The organism is Streptomyces sp. NPDC046557 (assembly GCF_040645975.1).
In the GTDB taxonomy this organism is placed as follows: Bacteria; Actinomycetota; Actinomycetes; order Streptomycetales; family Streptomycetaceae; genus Streptomyces.
The window spans coordinates 125,975-143,635 of sequence record NZ_JBEYZH010000013.1; the positions used below are offsets into that span (position 1 = coordinate 125,975).

Consider the following 17,661-nt stretch of genomic DNA (forward strand, 5'->3'; position numbering starts at 1 on the left):
GCTCCCGCCGGGGGCGCTCGCCGTCGCGGACCCCGTACGGGAGCCCCTCAGCCGATGTCCGGCGGGTCGATCCTGATCCGGACCGATTCCGCGGGCGTCACCCCGCGGGCCAGCCGGGCGGCCTGCGCCTTCTTCAGCGCCCTCGCCAGTTCCGCCCCGCTGCCGGGCCGCACCCGGATCAGGACCCGCTCCCCGGGCGACGGCGCACCGCGCCGGCCGGGCAGCGGCACCGGGCCAAGGATCTCCGCGTCGGGCGGCAGTTCCGCGGCGGCGAGGAACGCCTCCAGTGCCTCGGGCCGGCCGGCCACCGCCGCCATCCGGGACACCGGCGGGAAGCCCAATTGGGCGCGCTCCGCGAGCTCCCGCACCGCGTGCCCGACCGGATCCCAACGCACGAGGGCCTGCACCGGCCGCAGCGTCGGCTCCGCGACGACCACCACCTGTCCCTCCCCACGGACCAGCGAGGCGGCGCCGATCCAGCGCCGCAACGCCTCCTCCCCGGCCCGCAGGTCGGGCCGGGTGAGCATGGCCCAGCCGTCCAGCAGCAGCGCGGCGGCGTATCCGGCGCCGGCGGCGACGGGCTCCGCCCCGGGGGTGCACACCACCAGCGCGGGCCGGTCCGGCACCTCGTCCAGCACGTGATCTCGGCCGGAGGTGCGTATGGGCACGGCCGGGAACGCGCGCCCCAGTTCCTCGGCGGTGCGCCGCGCCCCGACCACTTGGGCCCGCAGTCGGAACGACCCGCACTCCTCGCAGTGCCAGGAGGGCTCCCCGCGCCCGCACCACCCGCACCGCAGGTCCCGCTCGTCGGGCGCCTCCAGCGGCCCGGCGCAGACCCGGCAGCGGGCCGGTGCCCGACAGCGTTCACAGGCCAGCCGGGGTACGTAGCCGCGCCGGGGCACCTGTACGAGTACGGGCCCGCTCCCCAGCCCCTCGCGCACGGTCTCCCAGGCCAGGCTGGGCAGCCGCGCGGCGCGGGCGGCCTCGTCGCGGGCCAGCAGTTCGTCGCCCACGGTCCTGATCCGGGGCGCGCAGGCCCGTACCGTCTCGCGGTCGGCGACCACGGGCCGGGCCCAGCCGGACTCGACCAGTTGGGCGGCCTCGACGGTGCAACTCGTGCCCCCGGCCAGGAAGGCGCAGCCGTCGGTCACCGCGCGCAGCTCCAGCACCTCGCGGACGTGCGGGAACGGCGCGTGGTCGTCGCTGTGGCTGGAGTCCCCGTCGTCCCAGACGGCGACCAGTCCGAGGTCCCGTACGGGTGCGAACATCGCGGCGCGGGTGCCGACGACGGCCCGGACCGAGCCCCGGCTCACCGCGAGCCACTGGCGGTAGCGTTTCTCCGGCCCGGACTCGGCGGTCAGCAGCGCGTGCCGGCCTTCGCCGAGGAGGGCGGTGAGCGCCGCGTCCACCCGGGCGGCGGTGCGGCCGTCGGGCAGGACGGCGAGGGCGCCCCGGCCCGAGGCGAGGGTGGCGGCCATCGCGCGGGCGAGTTCGTCGGCCCAGCCGGGCCCGGGCAGGGCCGTCCACACGGCGCGGGGGCCGCCCCCGCCGGCCAGGGCCCGCAGGAAGGCGGGACCGGCCCCGTACCGCTGCCAGCCGCCGGGCTCGGGCGCCGGGGGCGGCGGCAGCGGCTCCGGCGAGGGCTTGGCCTCGGCGCGGGCACTGCGCGGGGGCAGGGCGAGCTGGAGGACATCGGCCAGGCTGCCCGCGTACCGGTCGGCGACGGCGCGGGCGAGCGCCAGCAGGCCGGGGCTGAGGACGATCTCGGGGGAGACGACCTGGGCCAGGGCGGCCAACGCCCCGTTGTAGTCGGATTCGGCGCGCCGCTCGACGATGAAGCCGTCGATCAGGCCGCCGCCCTCGCGGCGGCCGCCGTGCACCTGGTGGGAGCCCGCGCCGAAGCGGACCCGGACCCGAACGCCCGGACGCGCGGTCTCGGCCAGTTCGGCCGGCACCGCGTAGTCCCAGAGCTGGTCGAGGTGGAGTACGCCCTTGTTGACGAGGACGCGGGCGACCGGCAGTTCCTCGGCGAGGGCGGCGCCGCGCCAGGTGCGGGGCTTGGCCTTGGGTGCTTTGGCCTTCGCCTCGGCCACGATGTCCCGGATGAGCGCGAGCTGCTCCGGCGGGCCGCCGGGATCCCGCTCCCCGCCCCGCTGCTCCGACTCGTTCGCGCTGCTCACACCCGCATTCTTACCAAACGGCACCGACACCCGGACATGCGCGAGGCCCCGGACCCCATCGGGGTCCGGGGCCTCGCGCGGGAAGTGACTACAGCCCGGCGGCGGCGCGCAGGGCGTCGACGCGGTCGGTGCGCTCCCAGGTGAAGTCCGGCAGCTCGCGGCCGAAGTGGCCGTAGGCGGCGGTCTGGGCGTAGATCGGGCGCAGCAGGTCCAGGTCGCGGATGATCGCCGCGGGGCGGAGGTCGAAGACCTGGCCGATGGCCTCTTCGATCTTCGCGGTGTCGACCTTGGCGGTGCCGAAGGTCTCCACGAACAGGCCGACGGGCTCGGCCTTGCCGATGGCGTACGCGACCTGCACCTCGCAGCGCGAGGCGAGACCGGCGGCGACCACGTTCTTCGCGACCCAGCGCATCGCGTAGGCGGCCGAGCGGTCGACCTTGGACGGGTCCTTGCCGGAGAACGCGCCGCCACCGTGCCGGGCCATGCCGCCGTACGTGTCGATGATGATCTTGCGGCCGGTCAGGCCCGCGTCACCCATCGGACCACCGATCTCGAAACGACCGGTCGGGTTCACCAGGAGGCGGTAGCCGTCGGTGTCGAGCTTGATGCCGTCCTCGATGAGCTGCGCGAGCACGTGCTCGACGACGAACTCGCGGATGTCCGGGGCGAGGAGCGAGTCCAGGTCGATGTCGGCGGCGTGCTGCGAGGACACGACGACGGTGTCGAGGCGGACGGCCTTGTCGCCGTCGTACTCGATGGTGACCTGCGTCTTGCCGTCAGGGCGCAGGTACGGGATGGTCCCGTTCTTGCGGACCTCGGAGAGCCGGCGGGACAGCCGGTGCGCGATGTGGATCGGGAGCGGCATCAGCTCGGGCGTCTCGTCGCAGGCGTAGCCGAACATCAGGCCCTGGTCGCCCGCACCCTGCTTGTCCAGCTCGTCCTCGTCGCCCTCGACGCGCTGCTCGTAGGCGGTGTCGACACCCTGGGCGATGTCGGGCGACTGCGCGCCGATGGACACCGACACGCCGCAGGAGGCGCCGTCGAAGCCCTTCTTCGAGGAGTCGTAGCCGATCTCCAGGATCTTGTCGCGGACGAGCTGCGCGATCGGCGCGTACGCCTTCGTCGTCACCTCGCCCGCGATGTGCACGAGACCGGTGGTGATGAGGGTCTCCACGGCCACACGCGAGGTCGGGTCCTCGGTGAGGAGCGCGTCGAGGATCGTGTCGCTGATCTGGTCAGCGATCTTGTCGGGGTGACCCTCGGTCACGGACTCCGAGGTGAAAAGGCGACGGGACACAACGCTCCCTGGGGTTGCAGCGGCTGCTGGCTGATCATTTGGCGGAACCCTACCGGGGGCTGCGCCCGGACGTGCTCCAAGTGCAGTTTATCGGTCGCCACCGTTTGCCGGACCACCCGTCTCGCCTTGTGGGAGCCGTGTGACCTGCGGCACTACATTCTGGCGTACGGATTCGCCGTCCGGAAGGCGATCCGCTCAGGCGCGTCGGGGCGCGAGTCGCGGTGCGACCTGATCCCAGATGGCGTCCGCGAGGACTTCCTTCGGTCCATGGGGAACGGCGGACTCGCTGCCGTCGGAGGACAGGATGACCGCCTCGTTCTCCTCCGAACCGAAGGTCTTGGTCTCGCCGACCTCGTTGACGACGAGCAGATCACATCCCTTGCGGCGGAGCTTGGCCCGTCCGTTGGCCAGGACGTCGTCGGTCTCGGCGGCGAAACCGACCACCACTTGGCCCTCACGGGCCCGCTCCGCGGAGACCTCCGCCAGTACGTCGGGGTTGCGTACGAGCGCCACCGGCTCGGGATCCTGCCCGTCCCGCTTCTTGATCTTGCCGCCCGCGTAGGAGGCGGGCCGGAAGTCGGCCACGGCCGCCGCCATCACCACGGCGTCGGCGTCGGCGGCGGCCTTCAGGACCGCCTCCCGCAACTGGAGGGCGGTCCCGACCCGTACGACGTCGGCGCCGGCGGGGTCGGCCAACGCGGTGTTGGCCGCGACGAGCGTGACCCGGGCGCCGCGCGCGACGGCGGTGCGGGCGAGGGCGTAGCCCTGCTTGCCCGAGGAGCGGTTGCCGAGGAAGCGGACCGGGTCCAGCGGTTCCCGGGTGCCCCCGGCGCTGATCACCACGTGCCGCCCGGCCAGGTCCGGCTTGCCGACGCCCCGGGCGAGCACCCCGCGACACACCTCGAAGATCTCGTCGGGGTCGGGCAGCCGCCCCTTGCCGGTGTCCTTGCCGGTGAGCCGGCCGACGGCGGGTTCGATCACGACGGCGCCGCGCCGGCGCAGCGTGGCCACGTTCTCCCGGGTGGCGGGGTGCTCCCACATCTCGGTGTGCATCGCGGGCGCGAAGACCACCGGGCAGCGGGCGGTGAGCAGCGTGTTGGTGAGCAGGTCGTCTGCCAGTCCGTGGGCGGCCTTGGCCAGCATGTCGGCGGTGGCCGGGGCGACGACGACCAGGTCGGCGTTCTGCCCGATGCGCACGTGCGGCACGTCGTGGACGCTCTCCCAGACCTCGGTGGAGGCGGGGTTGCCGGAGAGCGCGGCCCAGGTGGCCTCTCCGACGAAGTTCAGCGACGCGGCCGTCGGCACCACCCGTACGTCGTGGCCGGACTCGGTCAGTCGGCGGAGCAGCTCACACGCCTTGTAGGCGGCGATCCCGCCGCTGACCCCCAGCACGACCTTCGGCTTACCCACCACGCACTCCCCTTCGAGCCTTCGGGCCCTGAGCCTTCGAGCGACATCTCTGCACCTATGACACACCACAGGCCCGGCAGATGTTCTGCCGGGCCTGTGGTGAAAGGAATTCCTGGTGCCTTACTGAGCCGGGGCCTCGATGGCCTCGGAGGTCAGCAGACCCGCGTTGATCTCGCGCAGCGCGATCGAAAGCGGCTTCTCGTGGACGTGGGTGTCCACCAGCGGGCCGACGTACTCGAGCAGGCCCTCACCGAGCTGCGAGTAGTACGCGTTGATCTGACGCGCGCGCTTGGCCGCGTAGATCACGAGGCTGTACTTCGAGTCCGTGGCCTCGAGCAGCTCGTCGATCGGCGGGTTGATGATGCCCTCGGGCGCAGTCATGGAAGAGGACACGCTCTACCTTCCGAAGATGGGTGAAAGATCTTGCGTCGTTCGGACAAATACCGAACAACGATCAGACAACGTCCATCAAGGCTAGCAGCTCGCGCGCCACGTCCTCGACGGAGGTGTTGACCAGGGTGGTGTCGAACTCGGTTTCGGCAGCAAGTTCGATCTTGGCGGCGCCCAGCCTGCGCTCGATGACCTCGGCCGACTCGGTACCGCGCCCGGTGAGGCGGCGGACCAGCTCGTCCCAGCTCGGGGGCGCCAGGAAGACCAGCTGGGCCTCCGGCATCGACTGGCGGACGAGCCGTGCGCCCTGCAGGTCGATCTCCAGCAGGACCGGCTCGCCGTTCTCCAGGCGTTCCAGCACCGCGCCGCGCGGGGTGCCGTAGCGGTTGCCCGCGAACTCGGCCCACTCCAGCAGCTCGCCGTTGGCGATCAGCTTGTCGAACTCGTCGTCGCCGACGAAGAAGTAGTGGACACCGTGTCGCTCACCGGGCCGCGGCTTGCGGGTGGTGGCCGACACCGAGAGCCATACCTCGGGGTGGACCCTGCGCATATGCGCGACGACCGTGCTCTTGCCGACCCCTGAGGGGCCGGAGAGCACGGTCAGCCGCGGACGAACCTCTGCTGCCATAGAGCGATTATCCAGGTTCCAGGGACTGCCTGAGAACGCCGGGAGAACTTCGGGCGACGCCTCAGGCGCCGCTACCGCCGAACTCACGCTCCAGAGAGGCGATCTGGTTGGAGCCGAGACCTCGGACACGCCGGGATTCGGAGATGCCGAGGCGCTCCATGATCTGCTTGGCGCGGACCTTGCCCACGCCGGGCAGCGACTCGAGAAGGGCGGAGACCTTCATCTTGCCGATGACGTCGTTCTCCTGTCCCGTCTTGATCACGTCGTGGAGGGAGGCGCCGGAATGCTTGAGTCGATTCTTCACCTCGGCCCGCTCCCGGCGAGCCGCGGCGGCCTTTTCGAGCGCTGCTGCGCGCTGTTCAGGGGTAAGGGGCGGAAGAGCCACGCCTACGTCACCTCGGATGTCGAACTGTCGGATACGGACCGGCATGGAGCCAGGAGGCACCACACCAGGCGAGCGCCCGAACAGCGGCGATCCTGCTCCGCTGTTCGTTGACTCTGCTCGGAGACTAGCGGCCTGGACCGCTCCAGTCAGCGAGAACGGACGAAAAGTCCTGGTCAGCCTCCGTTGAACCGTACATCACGGACAAACTACCCCGGTTTTGTCCGGTCGTGGACGTTCGGTTTTCGTCAAGCGGTGCGACGGACCCCCTGCGCGGAAGTCCGTCGCCACTCACCGCGCCCGCTCAGGCGGAGCCGCCGCGCGGATCTCGGCCGCGAAGCCGGCCGCCGCCGCTCGCAGCGCCGCGATGTCCGGGCCGTGCTTCAGCACGCCCCGCGAGACGTTCGGGACCACGTTGCCGACGGCCTTGCCGAAGACCGCCGGGAGGTCGGCGGCGGTGGCACCCTGCGCACCGATGCCGGGCGCGAGGAGCGGCCCGTTGATGTCCAGGTCGAAGGAGGAGAGGTCGCCGAGAGTGGCGCCGACGACGGCACCGAAGGAGCCCATCGGCTCGGCTCCCGCGTTCTCCGCGGCGAGGTGGGCCAGCATCGTCGCGCCGATCGACCGGCCGTCGGAGCGCACCGCGCGCTGGACCTCGGCCCCCTCGGGGTTCGAGGTGAGGGCCAGGACGAAGAGTCCGGCGCCCGAGCGGCGGGCCAGGTCCACCGCCGGGGCGAGCGAGCCGTAGCCCAGGTACGGGGAGACCGTCAGGGCGTCCGAGAACAGCGGGGAGTCCGGCGAGAGGAACGTCTCGGCGTAGGCGGCCATCGTCGAGCCGATGTCCCCGCGCTTGGCGTCCATGACGACCAGCGTGCCGGCCGCCCGGGCGTCGGCCACGGTCCGCTCCAGGACCGCGATGCCCCGGGAGCCGAACCGCTCGAAGAAGGCGGCCTGCGGCTTGAAGACGGCGACCGAGTCCGCGAGGGCCTCGACGACCGTGCGGGAGAAGGTCTCCAGCCCGGCGATGTCGTCCTCCAGGCCCCACGACTCCAGCAGGGCGGCGTGCGGGTCGATACCGACGCACAGCGGGCCGCGGGAGTCCATCGCCGCCCGCAGCCGGGCGCCGAACGGGGTCACTGTGGTCGCAGAGGTCACTGGGATGCCTTCCGGGTCTCGGCGCCCACCGCGTCGGCGAGCGTCTCGTAGGGGCTGTCGGCCAGGCGCTCGGCCAGGCCCTTGTGGATGGCGCGGGCGTAGCCGGGACCCTCGTAGATGAAGGCGCTGTAGCCCTGGATCAGGGTGGCGCCCGCCAGGATGCGCTGCCACGCGTCCTCGGCGTTCTCGATGCCCCCGACGCCGACCAGGACCAGCCGGTCCCCCACGCGGGCGTACAGGCGGCGCAGGACCTCCAGGGAGCGCGCCTTGACCGGGGCCCCGGACAGGCCGCCGGTCTCCTTGACCAGCGCGGGCTCGGACTTCAGGCCCAGGCCCTCGCGGGCGATGGTGGTGTTCGTCGCGATGATGCCGTCCAGGCCCAGCTCCAGGGCGAGGTCGGCGACGGCGTCCACGTCCTCGTCGGCGAGGTCGGGCGCGATCTTGACCAGCAGCGGGACCCGACGGTCGGTCACCACGCGGTCGGCGGCCTCCCGTACGGCGCTCAGCAGGGGGCGCAGCGACTCGGTGGCCTGGAGGTTGCGCAGCCCCGGGGTGTTCGGTGAGGAGACGTTCACGACGAGGTAGTCGGCGTGGCGGGCCAGGCGCTCGGTGGAGGCGACGTAGTCCGCCACCGCCTCTTCCTCGGGCACGACCTTCGTCTTGCCGATGTTGACGCCGACCACGGTCCGGAAGACCGCCTCGCGGGCCGCCAGGCGCCGGGCGACGGCCTCCGAGCCCTCGTTGTTGAAGCCCATCCGGTTGATCAGCGCCCGGTCGGGGACGAGGCGGAAGAGCCGCTTCTTGGGGTTGCCCGGCTGGGGCTGGGCCGTGACCGTGCCGATCTCGACGTGGTCGAAGCCGAGCATCGACATGCCGTCGATGGCGACGGCGTTCTTGTCGAAGCCGGCGGCGAGGCCGAAGGGGCCGTGCATGCGCAGGCCGAGGGCCTCGGTGCGCAGTTCCCGGTACCGGGGGGCGAGGGCGGCGGCGACGAAGGTGCGCAGCACGGGGGTGCGGGCCGCGAGGCGGATCCAGCGGAAGGCCGTGTGGTGCGCCTGCTCGGGGTCCATCCGCTTGAAGACGAGGTCGAAGAAGAGTTTGTACATCGGCGTGGTGGTCCTTCTGCGCTCATGAAGAGGGGGACACCCGTCGCTGTCGCGAATCCGGTGTCCCCCTCCTCGTACGGCTACTGGTCTCGGGCCGCGATCAGGTGCTCGGCGTGCTCCTGGAGGGAGCGGACGCCTACGTCGCCGCGGTTGAGCGCGTCGATGCCCTGGACTGCGGCGGCGAGCGCCTGGACCGTCGTCAGGCACGGGACGCCGCGCGCCACGGCCGCGGTACGGATCTCGTAGCCGTCGAGGCGGCCACCCGTGCCGTACGGGGTGTTGACGATCAGGTCGACCTGGCCGTCGTGGATCAGCTGGACGACGGTCTTCTCGCCGTTCGGGCCCTCGCCCTCGCTGAGCTTGCGCACGATGGTGGCGTTGATGCCGTTGCGGCGCAGCACCTCCGCGGTGCCGGAGGTAGCCATCAGCTCGAAGCCGTGGGCGACCAGCTCGCGCGCCGGGAAGATCATCGAGCGCTTGTCGCGGTTGGCGACGGAGATGAATGCCCGGCCCTTGGTGGGCAGCGGTCCGTAGGCGCCGGCCTGCGACTTGGCGTAGGCCGTGCCGAAGACGGTGTCGATGCCCATGACCTCGCCGGTGGAGCGCATCTCCGGGCCGAGGACCGTGTCGACGCCGCGGCCGTGGATGTCGCGGAAGCGCGACCACGGCATCACGGCCTCCTTGACGGAGATCGGCGCGTCCAGCGGCAGGGTGCCGCCGTCGCCGTTCTTCGGCAGCATGCCCTCGGCGCGCAGCTCGGCGATGGTGGAGCCGAGCGAGATGCGGGCGGCGGCCTTCGCCAGCGGGACCGCGGTGGCCTTCGAGGTGAAGGGGACCGTGCGGGACGCTCGGGGGTTCGCCTCCAGGACGTAGAGGATGTCGCCCGCCATCGCGAACTGGATGTTGATCAGACCGCGGACGCCGACGCCCTTGGCGATGGCCTCGGTGGAGGCGCGCAGGCGCTTGATGTCGTAGCCGCCGAGGGTGATCGGGGGCAGGGCGCAGGCCGAGTCGCCGGAGTGGATGCCGGCTTCCTCGATGTGCTCCATGACGCCGCCGAGGTACAGCTCGGTGCCGTCGTAGAGGGCGTCGACGTCGATCTCGATGGCGTCGTCGAGGAAGCGGTCGACCAGCACGGGGCGGGTCGGGGAGATCTCGGTGGACTCGGCGATGTACGACTCCAGCCGGGCCTCGTCGTAGACGATCTCCATGCCCCGGCCGCCGAGCACGTACGACGGGCGGACCAGGACCGGGTAGCCGATCTCGTCGGCGATGGCCTTGGCGCCCGAGAAGGTCGTCGCGGTGCCGTGCTTGGGCGCGGGCAGGCCGGCCTCGGCGAGGACCCGGCCGAAGGCGCCGCGGTCCTCGGCGGCGTGGATGGCCTCCGGGGAGGTGCCGACGACGGGGACGCCGTTGTCCTTGAGCGCCTGGGCGAGACCGAGGGGGGTCTGGCCGCCGAGCTGGACGACGACGCCGGCGATCGGTCCGGCGAGCGACTCGGCGTGGACGATCTCCAGCACGTCTTCGAGCGTCAGCGGCTCGAAGTACAGGCGGTCGGAGGTGTCGTAGTCCGTGGAGACGGTCTCCGGGTTGCAGTTGACCATCACGGTCTCGTAGCCGGCGTCGCTGAGCGCGAAGGAGGCGTGGACGCAGGAGTAGTCGAACTCGATGCCCTGGCCGATGCGGTTCGGGCCGGAGCCCAGGATGATCACCGCGGGCTTGGTGCGGGGCGCGACCTCGGACTCCTCGTCGTAGGAGGAGTAGAAGTACGGGGTCTTCGCGGCGAACTCGGCGGCGCAGGTGTCGACCGTCTTGTAGACCGGGCGGACGCCGAGGGCGTGGCGCACCTCGCGGACGACGTCCTCGCGCAGGCCGCGGATCTCGGCGATCTGGGCATCGGAGAAGCCGTGCCGCTTCGCCTCGGCGAGCAGCTCGGGGTGGAGCTTCTCGGCGGCGGCCAGGTCGTCGGCGATCTCCTTGATGAGGAAGAGCTGGTCGACGAACCAGGGGTCGATCCTCGTGGACTCGAAGACCTCTTCCTGGGTGGCTCCGGCCCGGATGGCCTGCATGACGGTGTTGATGCGGCCGTCGGTCGGGCGGACGGCGGTGGCGAGGAGCTCGTCCTTGTCGCCGGGCTCGCCGACGAAGGTGAACTGCGAGCCCTTCTTCTCCAGCGAGCGCAGGGCCTTCTGGAGCGCCTCGGTGAAGTTGCGGCCGATGGCCATGGCCTCGCCCACCGACTTCATGGTGGTGGTGAGGGTGGCGTCGGCGAGCGGGAACTTCTCGAAGGCGAAGCGCGGGGCCTTGACGACGACGTAGTCGAGCGACGGCTCGAAGGAGGCCGGCGTCTTCTCGGTGATGTCGTTGGGGACCTCGTCGAGCGTGTAGCCGATGGCCAGCTTCGCGGCGATCTTGGCGATCGGGAAGCCGGTGGCCTTCGACGCGAGCGCCGAGGAGCGCGAGACGCGCGGGTTCATCTCGATGACGATGACGCGGCCGTCGACCGGGTCGATCGCGAACTGGATGTTGCAGCCGCCGGTGTCGACGCCGACCTCGCGGATGATCGCGATGCCGATGTCACGCAGCCGCTGGTACTCGCGGTCGGTCAGCGTCATGGCCGGGGCGACGGTGATCGAGTCGCCCGTGTGGACGCCCATCGGGTCGAAGTTCTCGATGGAGCAGACGACGACCACGTTGTCCTTGGTGTCGCGCATCAGCTCCAGCTCGTACTCCTTCCAGCCGAGGATGGACTCCTCCAGGAGCACCTCGGTGGTCGGGGAGAGCGTCAGGCCCTGGCCGGCGATGCGGCGCAGCTCCTCCTCGTCGTGGGCGAAGCCGGAGCCGGCGCCTCCCATGGTGAAGGAGGGGCGGACGACGACGGGGTAGCCGCCGAGCGTCTCGACGCCCTTGATGACGTCGTCCATCGAGTGGCAGATGACCGAGCGGGCGGACTCGCCGTAACCGATCTTGGCCTTGACGGCCTCGACGACGCCCTTGAAGAGCTCGCGGTCCTCACCCTTGTTGATGGCCTCGACGTTGGCGCCGATCAGCTCGACGCCGTACTTCTCCAGCACTCCCTGCTCGTGCATGGAGATGGCGGTGTTCAGCGCGGTCTGGCCGCCGAGGGTGGGGAGCAGCGCGTCGGGGCGCTCCTTGGCGATGATCTTCTCGACGAACTCGGGGGTGATCGGCTCGACGTACGTGGCGTCGGCGATCTCCGGGTCGGTCATGATCGTCGCCGGGTTGGAGTTCACCAGGATGACCCGCAGGCCCTCGGCCTTGAGGACGCGGCACGCCTGGGTGCCGGAGTAGTCGAACTCGGCGGCCTGGCCGATGACGATCGGGCCGGAGCCGATGACCAGGACGGACTGGATATCGGTGCGCTTAGGCACGCTCGGCCTCCATCGGGACGGTGTTCATCAAAGACGTGAAGCGGTCGAAGAGGTACGCGGCGTCGTGCGGGCCGGCGGCCGCCTCGGGGTGGTACTGGACGGAGAAGGCCGGCTGGTCGAGCAGCCGCAGTCCCTCCACCACGTTGTCGTTGAGGCAGACGTGGGAGACCTCGGCGCGGCCGAAGGGGGTCTCGGACACCTTGTCGAGGGGCGCGTCGACGGCGAAGCCGTGGTTGTGCGCGGTGATCTCGACCTTGCCGGTGGTGCGGTCCTGCACCGGCTGGTTGATGCCGCGGTGGCCGTACTTCAGCTTGTAGGTGCCGAAGCCCAGCGCGCGGCCGAGGATCTGGTTGCCGAAGCAGATGCCGAAGAGCGGCGTCTTGCGGGCGAGGACGCCCTGCATGACGGAGACCGCGTGGTCGGCGGTGGCGGGGTCGCCGGGGCCGTTGGAGAAGAACACGCCGTCCGGCTCGACCGCGTACACGTCCTCGACGGTGGCGGTGGCGGGCAGCACGTGCACCTCGATGCCGCGCTCGGCCATCCGGTGCGGGGTCATGCCCTTGATGCCGAGGTCGATGGCCGCCACGGTGAACTTCTTCTCACCGATGGCGGGGACCACGTAAGCGTCCTTCGTGGCGACCTCGGCGGAGAGGTTCGCGCCCTTCATCTGCGGGGCGTCCTGGACCTTCGCCAGCAGTACGGCGTCGTCCATCACCGCCTCGCCGGAGAAGATGCCGACGCGCATGGCGCCGCGCTCGCGCAGGTGGCGGGTCAGGGCGCGGGTGTCCACGCCGCTGATGCCGACGACGCCCTGTGCGACGAGCTCCTCGTCCAGCGAGCGCCGGGAGCGCCAGTTGGACGGGACGCGGGCGGGGTCGCGCACGACGTAGCCGGAGACCCAGATGCGCGAGGACTCGGGGTCCTCGTCGTTGACGCCGGTGTTGCCCACGTGCGGGGCGGTCATCACGACGACCTGCCGGTGGTACGACGGGTCGGTGAGGGTCTCCTGGTAACCGGTCATGCCGGTGGAGAACACGGCCTCGCCGAAGGTCTCCCCCACGGCGCCGTAGGCGCGGCCCCGGAAGATCCGACCGTCCTCCAGGACGAGTACGGCGGGAGTCTTGGCTGCTCCCCTGGTGGAGGTCGTCATCGTTCGGCGCCTTCCGTCGTGATGGTTGGGTTCATGAGGTTGATGGCTTCGACCCAGGCGGCGTGTTCGGCCGCCCGGTCGGAGCGGAATCCGGAGTCGATCAGCTTGTCGCCGTGCGCCCATGTGACGACGAGCAGACCGCCCTCGGTGAGTACCTTGCCCGCGATTCCCTTGTCGAGGCGGGCGCCGCGCAGCCGCGCGGCCGGTACGAAGAAGTCGGTGGCCCCCGGACGGACCACGTCGAGGCCCGCGTCGGTGAGCGTGAGCTCGACCCGGCTGCGCACTCCCAGACCGTGGGCGACGATCCGGTCGAGCCACTGTCCGGCGGTGGTGGACCCGTGGTACCGGCCGGTCAGCGCCAGCCGGTGGGCGGGCAGACCGCTCGGGGCGGCGGGCAGCTCCGGCAGATCGCCCTGCAGGGTGCCGCGCCATTTCCAGCCCTGCCGCATCAGCCAGTAGACGAACGCCACGAAGACGAGCAGACCAATCACCCACGCGATGCGGGCGCCCCAGTCCGTCACCTCCGCCGACTGTCGTTCGGCGGCCTCGGCGGCCAGTCGGATTACTGCAGGTGTCACGCCAACGTCCCGTCCACGACCGTTGCCCGGCCCCGCAGGAAGGTGTGAGTGACGCGCCCCGGCAGCTCACGGCCCTCGTAAGGCGTGTTGCGGCTGCGGGAGGCGAAGTGTGCGGGGTCCACGACACCACGGTACGAGGTATCGACCAAGGTCAGGTTCGCGGGTTCACCTGCCGAGACGGGCCGGCCGTGGTTCTCCAGGCCGCCGATGCGCGCCGGGGCGAAGGACATGCGCTCGGCCACGCCCGCCCAGTCGAGCAGCCCGGTCTCCACCATCGTCTGCTGGACGACGGACAGCGCGGTCTCCAGGCCGACCATGCCCATGGCGGCGGCGGCCCACTCGCAGTCCTTGTCCTCGTGCGGGTGCGGGGCGTGGTCGGTGGCGACGATGTCGATCGTGCCGTCGGCCAGGGCCTCGCGCAGGGCCATGACGTCGCGCTCGGTGCGCAGCGGCGGGTTGACCTTGTAGACCGCGTTGTACGAGCGCACCAGCTCGTCGGTGAGGAGCAGGTGGTGCGGGGTGACCTCGGCGGTGACGTCGATGCCGCGGGACTTCGCCCAGCGGACGATCTCCACGGAGCCGGCGGTGGACAGGTGGCAGATGTGGACTCGGGAGCCGACGTGCTCGGCGAGGAGCACGTCACGGGCGATGATCGACTCCTCGGCGACGGCCGGCCAGCCGCCCAGGCCCAGCTCGGCGGAGACGACGCCCTCGTTCATCTGGGCGCCTTCGGTGAGGCGGGGCTCCTGGGCGTGCTGGGCGACGACGCCGCCGAACGCCTTCACGTACTCCAGGGCGCGGCGCATGATCACGGCGTCGTCCACGCACTTGCCGTCGTCGGAGAAGACGGTGACGTGTGCGGCGGAGTCGTGCATGGCGCCAAGCTCGGCGAGCTGCTTGCCCTCCAGGCCGACGGTGACGGCGCCGATGGGCTGGACGTCGCAGTAGCCGGACTCCTTGCCCAGGCGCCAGACCTGCTCGACGACACCGGCGGTGTCGGCGACCGGGAAGGTGTTCGCCATGGCGAAGACGGCGGTGTAACCGCCGGAGGCGGCGGCGCGGGTGCCGGTCAGGACGGTCTCGGAGTCCTCGCGGCCGGGTTCGCGCAGGTGGGTGTGCAGGTCGACCAGGCCCGGCAGGAGCACCTGGCCGGCGGCCTCGATGACCCGGGCGCCCTCGGCTGACAGGTCCTGCCCGACCTCGGCGATGGTGTCGCCGTCGATCAGGACGTCCTGCGCCTGGCCACCGAGTACCTTCGCCCCGCGGATAAGGATCTTGCTCATGGTTACTTGCTCTCCTCGGTACGCGCGGCTGGGGTGGTGGTGACGGCGGGCTCGGAGCCGCCGAGCAGCAGGTACAGGACGGCCATCCGGGTGGAGACTCCGTTGGCGACCTGTTCGACGGCCGTGCAGCGGTCGGAGTCGGCGACCTCGGCGGTGATCTCCATGCCCCGGTTCATCGGGCCGGGGTGCATCACGATGGCGTGCTCGGGCATCTTGGCCATGCGGTCGCCGTCGAGCCCGTACCGGCGCGAGTATTCGCGCTCGGTCGGGAAGAAGGCGGCGTTCATGCGTTCGCGCTGCACACGCAGCATCATCACCGCGTCCGACTTCGGCAGCACCTCGTCCAGGTTGTACGAGACCTCGCACGGCCAGCTCTCGACGCCGATCGGGACCAGCGTGGGCGGGGCGACGACGGTGACGTGCGCGCCCAGCGTGTGCAGGAGCTGGACGTTGGAGCGGGCGACCCGGCTGTGCAGGACGTCGCCGACGATCGTGATCCGGCGGCCGTTCAGGTCCTTGCCGAGGCCCGCGTCGCGTCCGACGAGGCGGCGGCGCATGGTGAAGGCGTCGAGCAGGGCCTGGGTGGGGTGCTCGTGGGTGCCGTCGCCGGCGTTGACGACGGCGGAGTCGATCCAGCCGGAGGTGGCGAGGCGGTATGGGGCGCCGGAGGCGTGGTGGCGGATGACGACGGCGTCGGCGCCCATCGCCTCCAGGGTCAGGGCGGTGTCCTTGAGTGATTCGCCCTTGGAAACCGAGGAGCCCTTGGCGGAGAAGTTGATGACGTCGGCGGAGAGCCGCTTGGCGGCCGCTTCGAAGGAGATCCGGGTGCGGGTCGAGTCCTCGAAGAAGAGGTTCACGACCGTGAGGCCGCGCAGGGTGGGCAGCTTCTTGATCGGCCGGTCCGCGACGCGGGCCATCTCCTCGGCGGTGTCGAGGATGAGGACGGCGTCGTCGCGCGTGAGATCGGCGGCCGAGATGAGGTGGCGCTTCATCTGGGTGCTCCGTAGGTCGGGAGGGCAGGCGGCGGGGCGGGCGGCAGGCAGGCGGGCGCTCTGGCGGGTGTCGCGGGCAGGGCAGGCTGCGGCCGGGGCACCCGTGGCGGGACCCGGACCGGTCGGGCTACTGCTGCCCGGCTGCCCGGTCGGTCCGCTGGCCGAGCAGTACGGCGTCGCGGCCGTCCTCCTCCTGGAGCTGGACCTTGACGGTCTCCCGCAGCGACGTGGGGAGGTTCTTGCCGACGTAGTCGGCGCGGATCGGCAGTTCGCGGTGGCCTCTGTCGACGAGGACCGCGAGCTGGACGGCGCGGGGGCGGCCGAGGTCGCCGAGGGCGTCCAGGGCGGCGCGGATGGTGCGGCCGGAGAAGAGCACGTCGTCGACGAGGATGACCAGGCGGCCCTCGATGTCGTCGCCGGGGATCTCGGTGCGGCCGATCGCGCGGGCCGGCTTCAGCCGCAGGTCGTCGCGGTACATGGTGATGTCGAGGGAACCGACCGGGATCTTCGTACCGGTGATCTCTTCGAGCTTGGCGGCCAGCCGGCGGGCGAGGTAGACGCCGCGGGTGGGGATGCCGAGGAGCACCACGTCGTCGGCGCCCTTGGCGCGTTCGACGATCTCGTGGGCGATGCGGGTCAGTACCCGCGCGATGTCCTGGGCGTCCAGCACGGGACGCATGACATCGGAGCTCTGCTGGGTGTCCATGGAAAGGACCTCCTTCTCCGCCTCACGGGACGGACCTTAAAGGACGTCTGATGTTCGCGTTCCACCGTAGCAGGGAGACGGCCCCCGTCCGTCCACCGGGCACCGGCCGGGACCCCTAAGTAGGGGTTGAAGAGCATTCGGCTTGACGCATCCAAGTAACGCTGCGTAACCTCACAGTGAGTTACCAGCCGCGCGGCGGAGCCGCACGTGGTCATGCCGTCCATGTCGTCACAGCGTCACAGCGTCCGGGAGCGTTATGTCCAGCGAATACGCCAAACAGCTCGGGGCCAAGCTCCGCGCCATCCGCACCCAGCAGGGCCTCTCCCTCCACGGTGTCGAGGAGAAGTCCCAGGGCCGGTGGAAGGCCGTGGTGGTCGGTTCGTACGAGCGCGGGGACCGCGCCGTGACCGTCCAGCGCCTCGCCGAGCTGGCGGACTTCTACGGCGTGCCGGTGCAGGAACTCCTGCCGGGCACCACCCCGGGCGGAGCGGCCGAGCCGCCGCCGAAGCTGCGCCTGGACCTGGAGCGCCTGGCGGGCGTGCCCGCCGAGAAGGCCGGCCCGCTCCAGCGTTACGCCGCGACGATCCAGAGCCAGCGCGGCGACTACAACGGCAAGGTGCTCTCGATCCGCCAGGACGACCTGCGCACCCTCGCGGTCATCTACGACCAGTCCCCCTCGGTCCTGACCGAGCAGCTCATCAGCTGGGGCGTGCTCGACGCGGACGCCCGGCGCGCCGTGGCCCACGAGGACATCTAGCCCCACCAGGACGTACGCGTCCCACCGGGCCCAGGCCCAGCAGAAACGTTACCGGCGGGTGCCGGACCCCCGGGGGTTCGGCACCCGCCGTCGTGCGTGGTGCGCCGGCGTACGCCCGCGCACGAACGGAGGGCCCGCGACGCCGTGAAGCGTCGCGGGCTGGCACCGATCAGGGCGGCGAGGAGGAGGACGGAGAGCGCCTCGAAGGGCAGCACCCAGTGCCGGAAGAGGATCTCGCCGGAGACCTTCGTCGAG

15 protein-coding genes and 1 pseudogene are annotated in these 17,661 nt (G+C 71.3%); 1 reads left to right on the forward strand and 15 read right to left on the reverse strand.

Annotated features, from left to right (window positions below):
* Positions 1-47: 47 nt before the first annotated feature.
* The 14 genes from ABZ934_RS22120 to pyrR form a co-directional block, all read right to left on the reverse strand.
* Entirely contained in the window at positions 48-2,180 is a 2,133-nt protein-coding gene (locus tag ABZ934_RS22120; protein WP_361315806.1) for a primosomal protein N', read from the reverse strand.
* Between the two features lie 88 nt (positions 2,181-2,268).
* Positions 2,269-3,477 carry a methionine adenosyltransferase gene (gene metK, locus ABZ934_RS22125; RefSeq protein WP_361315809.1) on the reverse strand — a complete coding sequence of 403 codons (1,209 nt, stop codon included), beginning with the start codon at positions 3,475-3,477 and terminating at the stop codon, positions 2,269-2,271.
* 195 nt (positions 3,478-3,672) lie between these two features.
* Positions 3,673-4,887 carry a bifunctional phosphopantothenoylcysteine decarboxylase/phosphopantothenate--cysteine ligase CoaBC gene (gene coaBC / locus ABZ934_RS22130; RefSeq protein WP_361315854.1) on the reverse strand — a complete coding sequence of 405 codons (1,215 nt, stop codon included), beginning with the start codon at positions 4,885-4,887 and terminating at the stop codon, positions 3,673-3,675.
* Between the two features lie 120 nt (positions 4,888-5,007).
* The gene (rpoZ, locus tag ABZ934_RS22135) at positions 5,008-5,280 is read right to left on the reverse strand and encodes a DNA-directed RNA polymerase subunit omega (RefSeq protein WP_030879741.1); all 273 of its coding nucleotides are present in this window, start codon (positions 5,278-5,280) and stop codon (positions 5,008-5,010) included.
* 61 nt (positions 5,281-5,341) lie between these two features.
* Entirely contained in the window at positions 5,342-5,905 is a 564-nt protein-coding gene (gene gmk / locus ABZ934_RS22140) for a guanylate kinase (protein ID WP_361315812.1), read from the reverse strand.
* A 61-nt stretch (positions 5,906-5,966) separates the two neighbouring features.
* Positions 5,967-6,290, reverse strand: coding sequence for an integration host factor (locus ABZ934_RS22145; protein ID WP_030234009.1), 324 nt, complete (start codon positions 6,288-6,290; stop codon positions 5,967-5,969).
* A gap of 288 nt (positions 6,291-6,578) precedes the next feature.
* Positions 6,579-7,424, reverse strand: a complete 846-nt coding sequence (gene pyrF, locus ABZ934_RS22150) for an orotidine-5'-phosphate decarboxylase (RefSeq protein ID WP_361315857.1) — start codon at positions 7,422-7,424, stop codon at positions 6,579-6,581.
* A gap of 14 nt (positions 7,425-7,438) precedes the next feature.
* Positions 7,439-8,548, reverse strand: coding sequence for a quinone-dependent dihydroorotate dehydrogenase (locus ABZ934_RS22155; RefSeq protein ID WP_361315814.1), 1,110 nt, complete (start codon positions 8,546-8,548; stop codon positions 7,439-7,441).
* Positions 8,549-8,628: 80 nt separating this feature from the next.
* Entirely contained in the window at positions 8,629-11,940 is a 3,312-nt protein-coding gene (gene carB / locus ABZ934_RS22160) for a carbamoyl-phosphate synthase large subunit (protein ID WP_361315816.1), read from the reverse strand.
* Positions 11,933-13,090, reverse strand: coding sequence for a glutamine-hydrolyzing carbamoyl-phosphate synthase small subunit (gene carA / locus ABZ934_RS22165; protein ID WP_361315818.1), 1,158 nt, complete (start codon positions 13,088-13,090; stop codon positions 11,933-11,935). The genes carB and carA overlap by 8 nt, the downstream gene beginning before the upstream one ends.
* Entirely contained in the window at positions 13,087-13,668 is a 582-nt protein-coding gene (locus ABZ934_RS22170) for a hypothetical protein (RefSeq protein WP_361315821.1), read from the reverse strand. Before ABZ934_RS22170 ends, carA begins: the two co-directional genes overlap by 4 nt.
* On the reverse strand, positions 13,665-14,951 hold the full coding sequence (locus ABZ934_RS22175; RefSeq protein WP_361315824.1) for a dihydroorotase: 1,287 nt from the start codon (positions 14,949-14,951) through the stop codon (positions 13,665-13,667). Before ABZ934_RS22175 ends, ABZ934_RS22170 begins: the two co-directional genes overlap by 4 nt.
* A 2-nt stretch (positions 14,952-14,953) precedes the next feature.
* Positions 14,954-15,943 carry an aspartate carbamoyltransferase catalytic subunit gene (locus ABZ934_RS22180; RefSeq protein WP_361315826.1) on the reverse strand — a complete coding sequence of 330 codons (990 nt, stop codon included), beginning with the start codon at positions 15,941-15,943 and terminating at the stop codon, positions 14,954-14,956.
* A gap of 127 nt (positions 15,944-16,070) precedes the next feature.
* Positions 16,071-16,649, reverse strand: coding sequence for a bifunctional pyr operon transcriptional regulator/uracil phosphoribosyltransferase PyrR (pyrR, locus tag ABZ934_RS22185; protein ID WP_361315829.1), 579 nt, complete (start codon positions 16,647-16,649; stop codon positions 16,071-16,073).
* Between the two features lie 256 nt (positions 16,650-16,905).
* Here pyrR and bldD point away from each other — a divergent pair, with 256 nt between their 5' ends.
* Positions 16,906-17,406 carry a transcriptional regulator BldD gene (bldD, locus tag ABZ934_RS22190; protein WP_007263032.1) on the forward strand — a complete coding sequence of 167 codons (501 nt, stop codon included), beginning with the start codon at positions 16,906-16,908 and terminating at the stop codon, positions 17,404-17,406.
* On the opposite strand, the pseudogene ABZ934_RS22195 reads toward bldD, so the two are convergent.
* Positions 17,403-17,661: pseudogene (locus tag ABZ934_RS22195) on the reverse strand (hypothetical protein); the annotation flags it as partial. The gene bldD and the pseudogene ABZ934_RS22195 overlap by 4 nt on opposite strands.

Coding starts and splice junctions, on each gene's coding strand:
- bldD (WP_007263032.1), top strand. CDS start 16,906: ATGTCCAGCGAATACGCCAAACAGCTCGGGGCCAAGCTCCGCGCCATC.
- ABZ934_RS22155 (WP_361315814.1), bottom strand. CDS start 8,548: ATGTACAAACTCTTCTTCGACCTCGTCTTCAAGCGGATGGACCCCGAG.
- carA (WP_361315818.1), bottom strand. CDS start 13,090: ATGACGACCTCCACCAGGGGAGCAGCCAAGACTCCCGCCGTACTCGTC.
- pyrR (WP_361315829.1), bottom strand. CDS start 16,649: ATGGACACCCAGCAGAGCTCCGATGTCATGCGTCCCGTGCTGGACGCC.
- gmk (WP_361315812.1), bottom strand. CDS start 5,905: ATGGCAGCAGAGGTTCGTCCGCGGCTGACCGTGCTCTCCGGCCCCTCA.
- ABZ934_RS22180 (WP_361315826.1), bottom strand. CDS start 15,943: ATGAAGCGCCACCTCATCTCGGCCGCCGATCTCACGCGCGACGACGCC.
- ABZ934_RS22175 (WP_361315824.1), bottom strand. CDS start 14,951: ATGAGCAAGATCCTTATCCGCGGGGCGAAGGTACTCGGTGGCCAGGCG.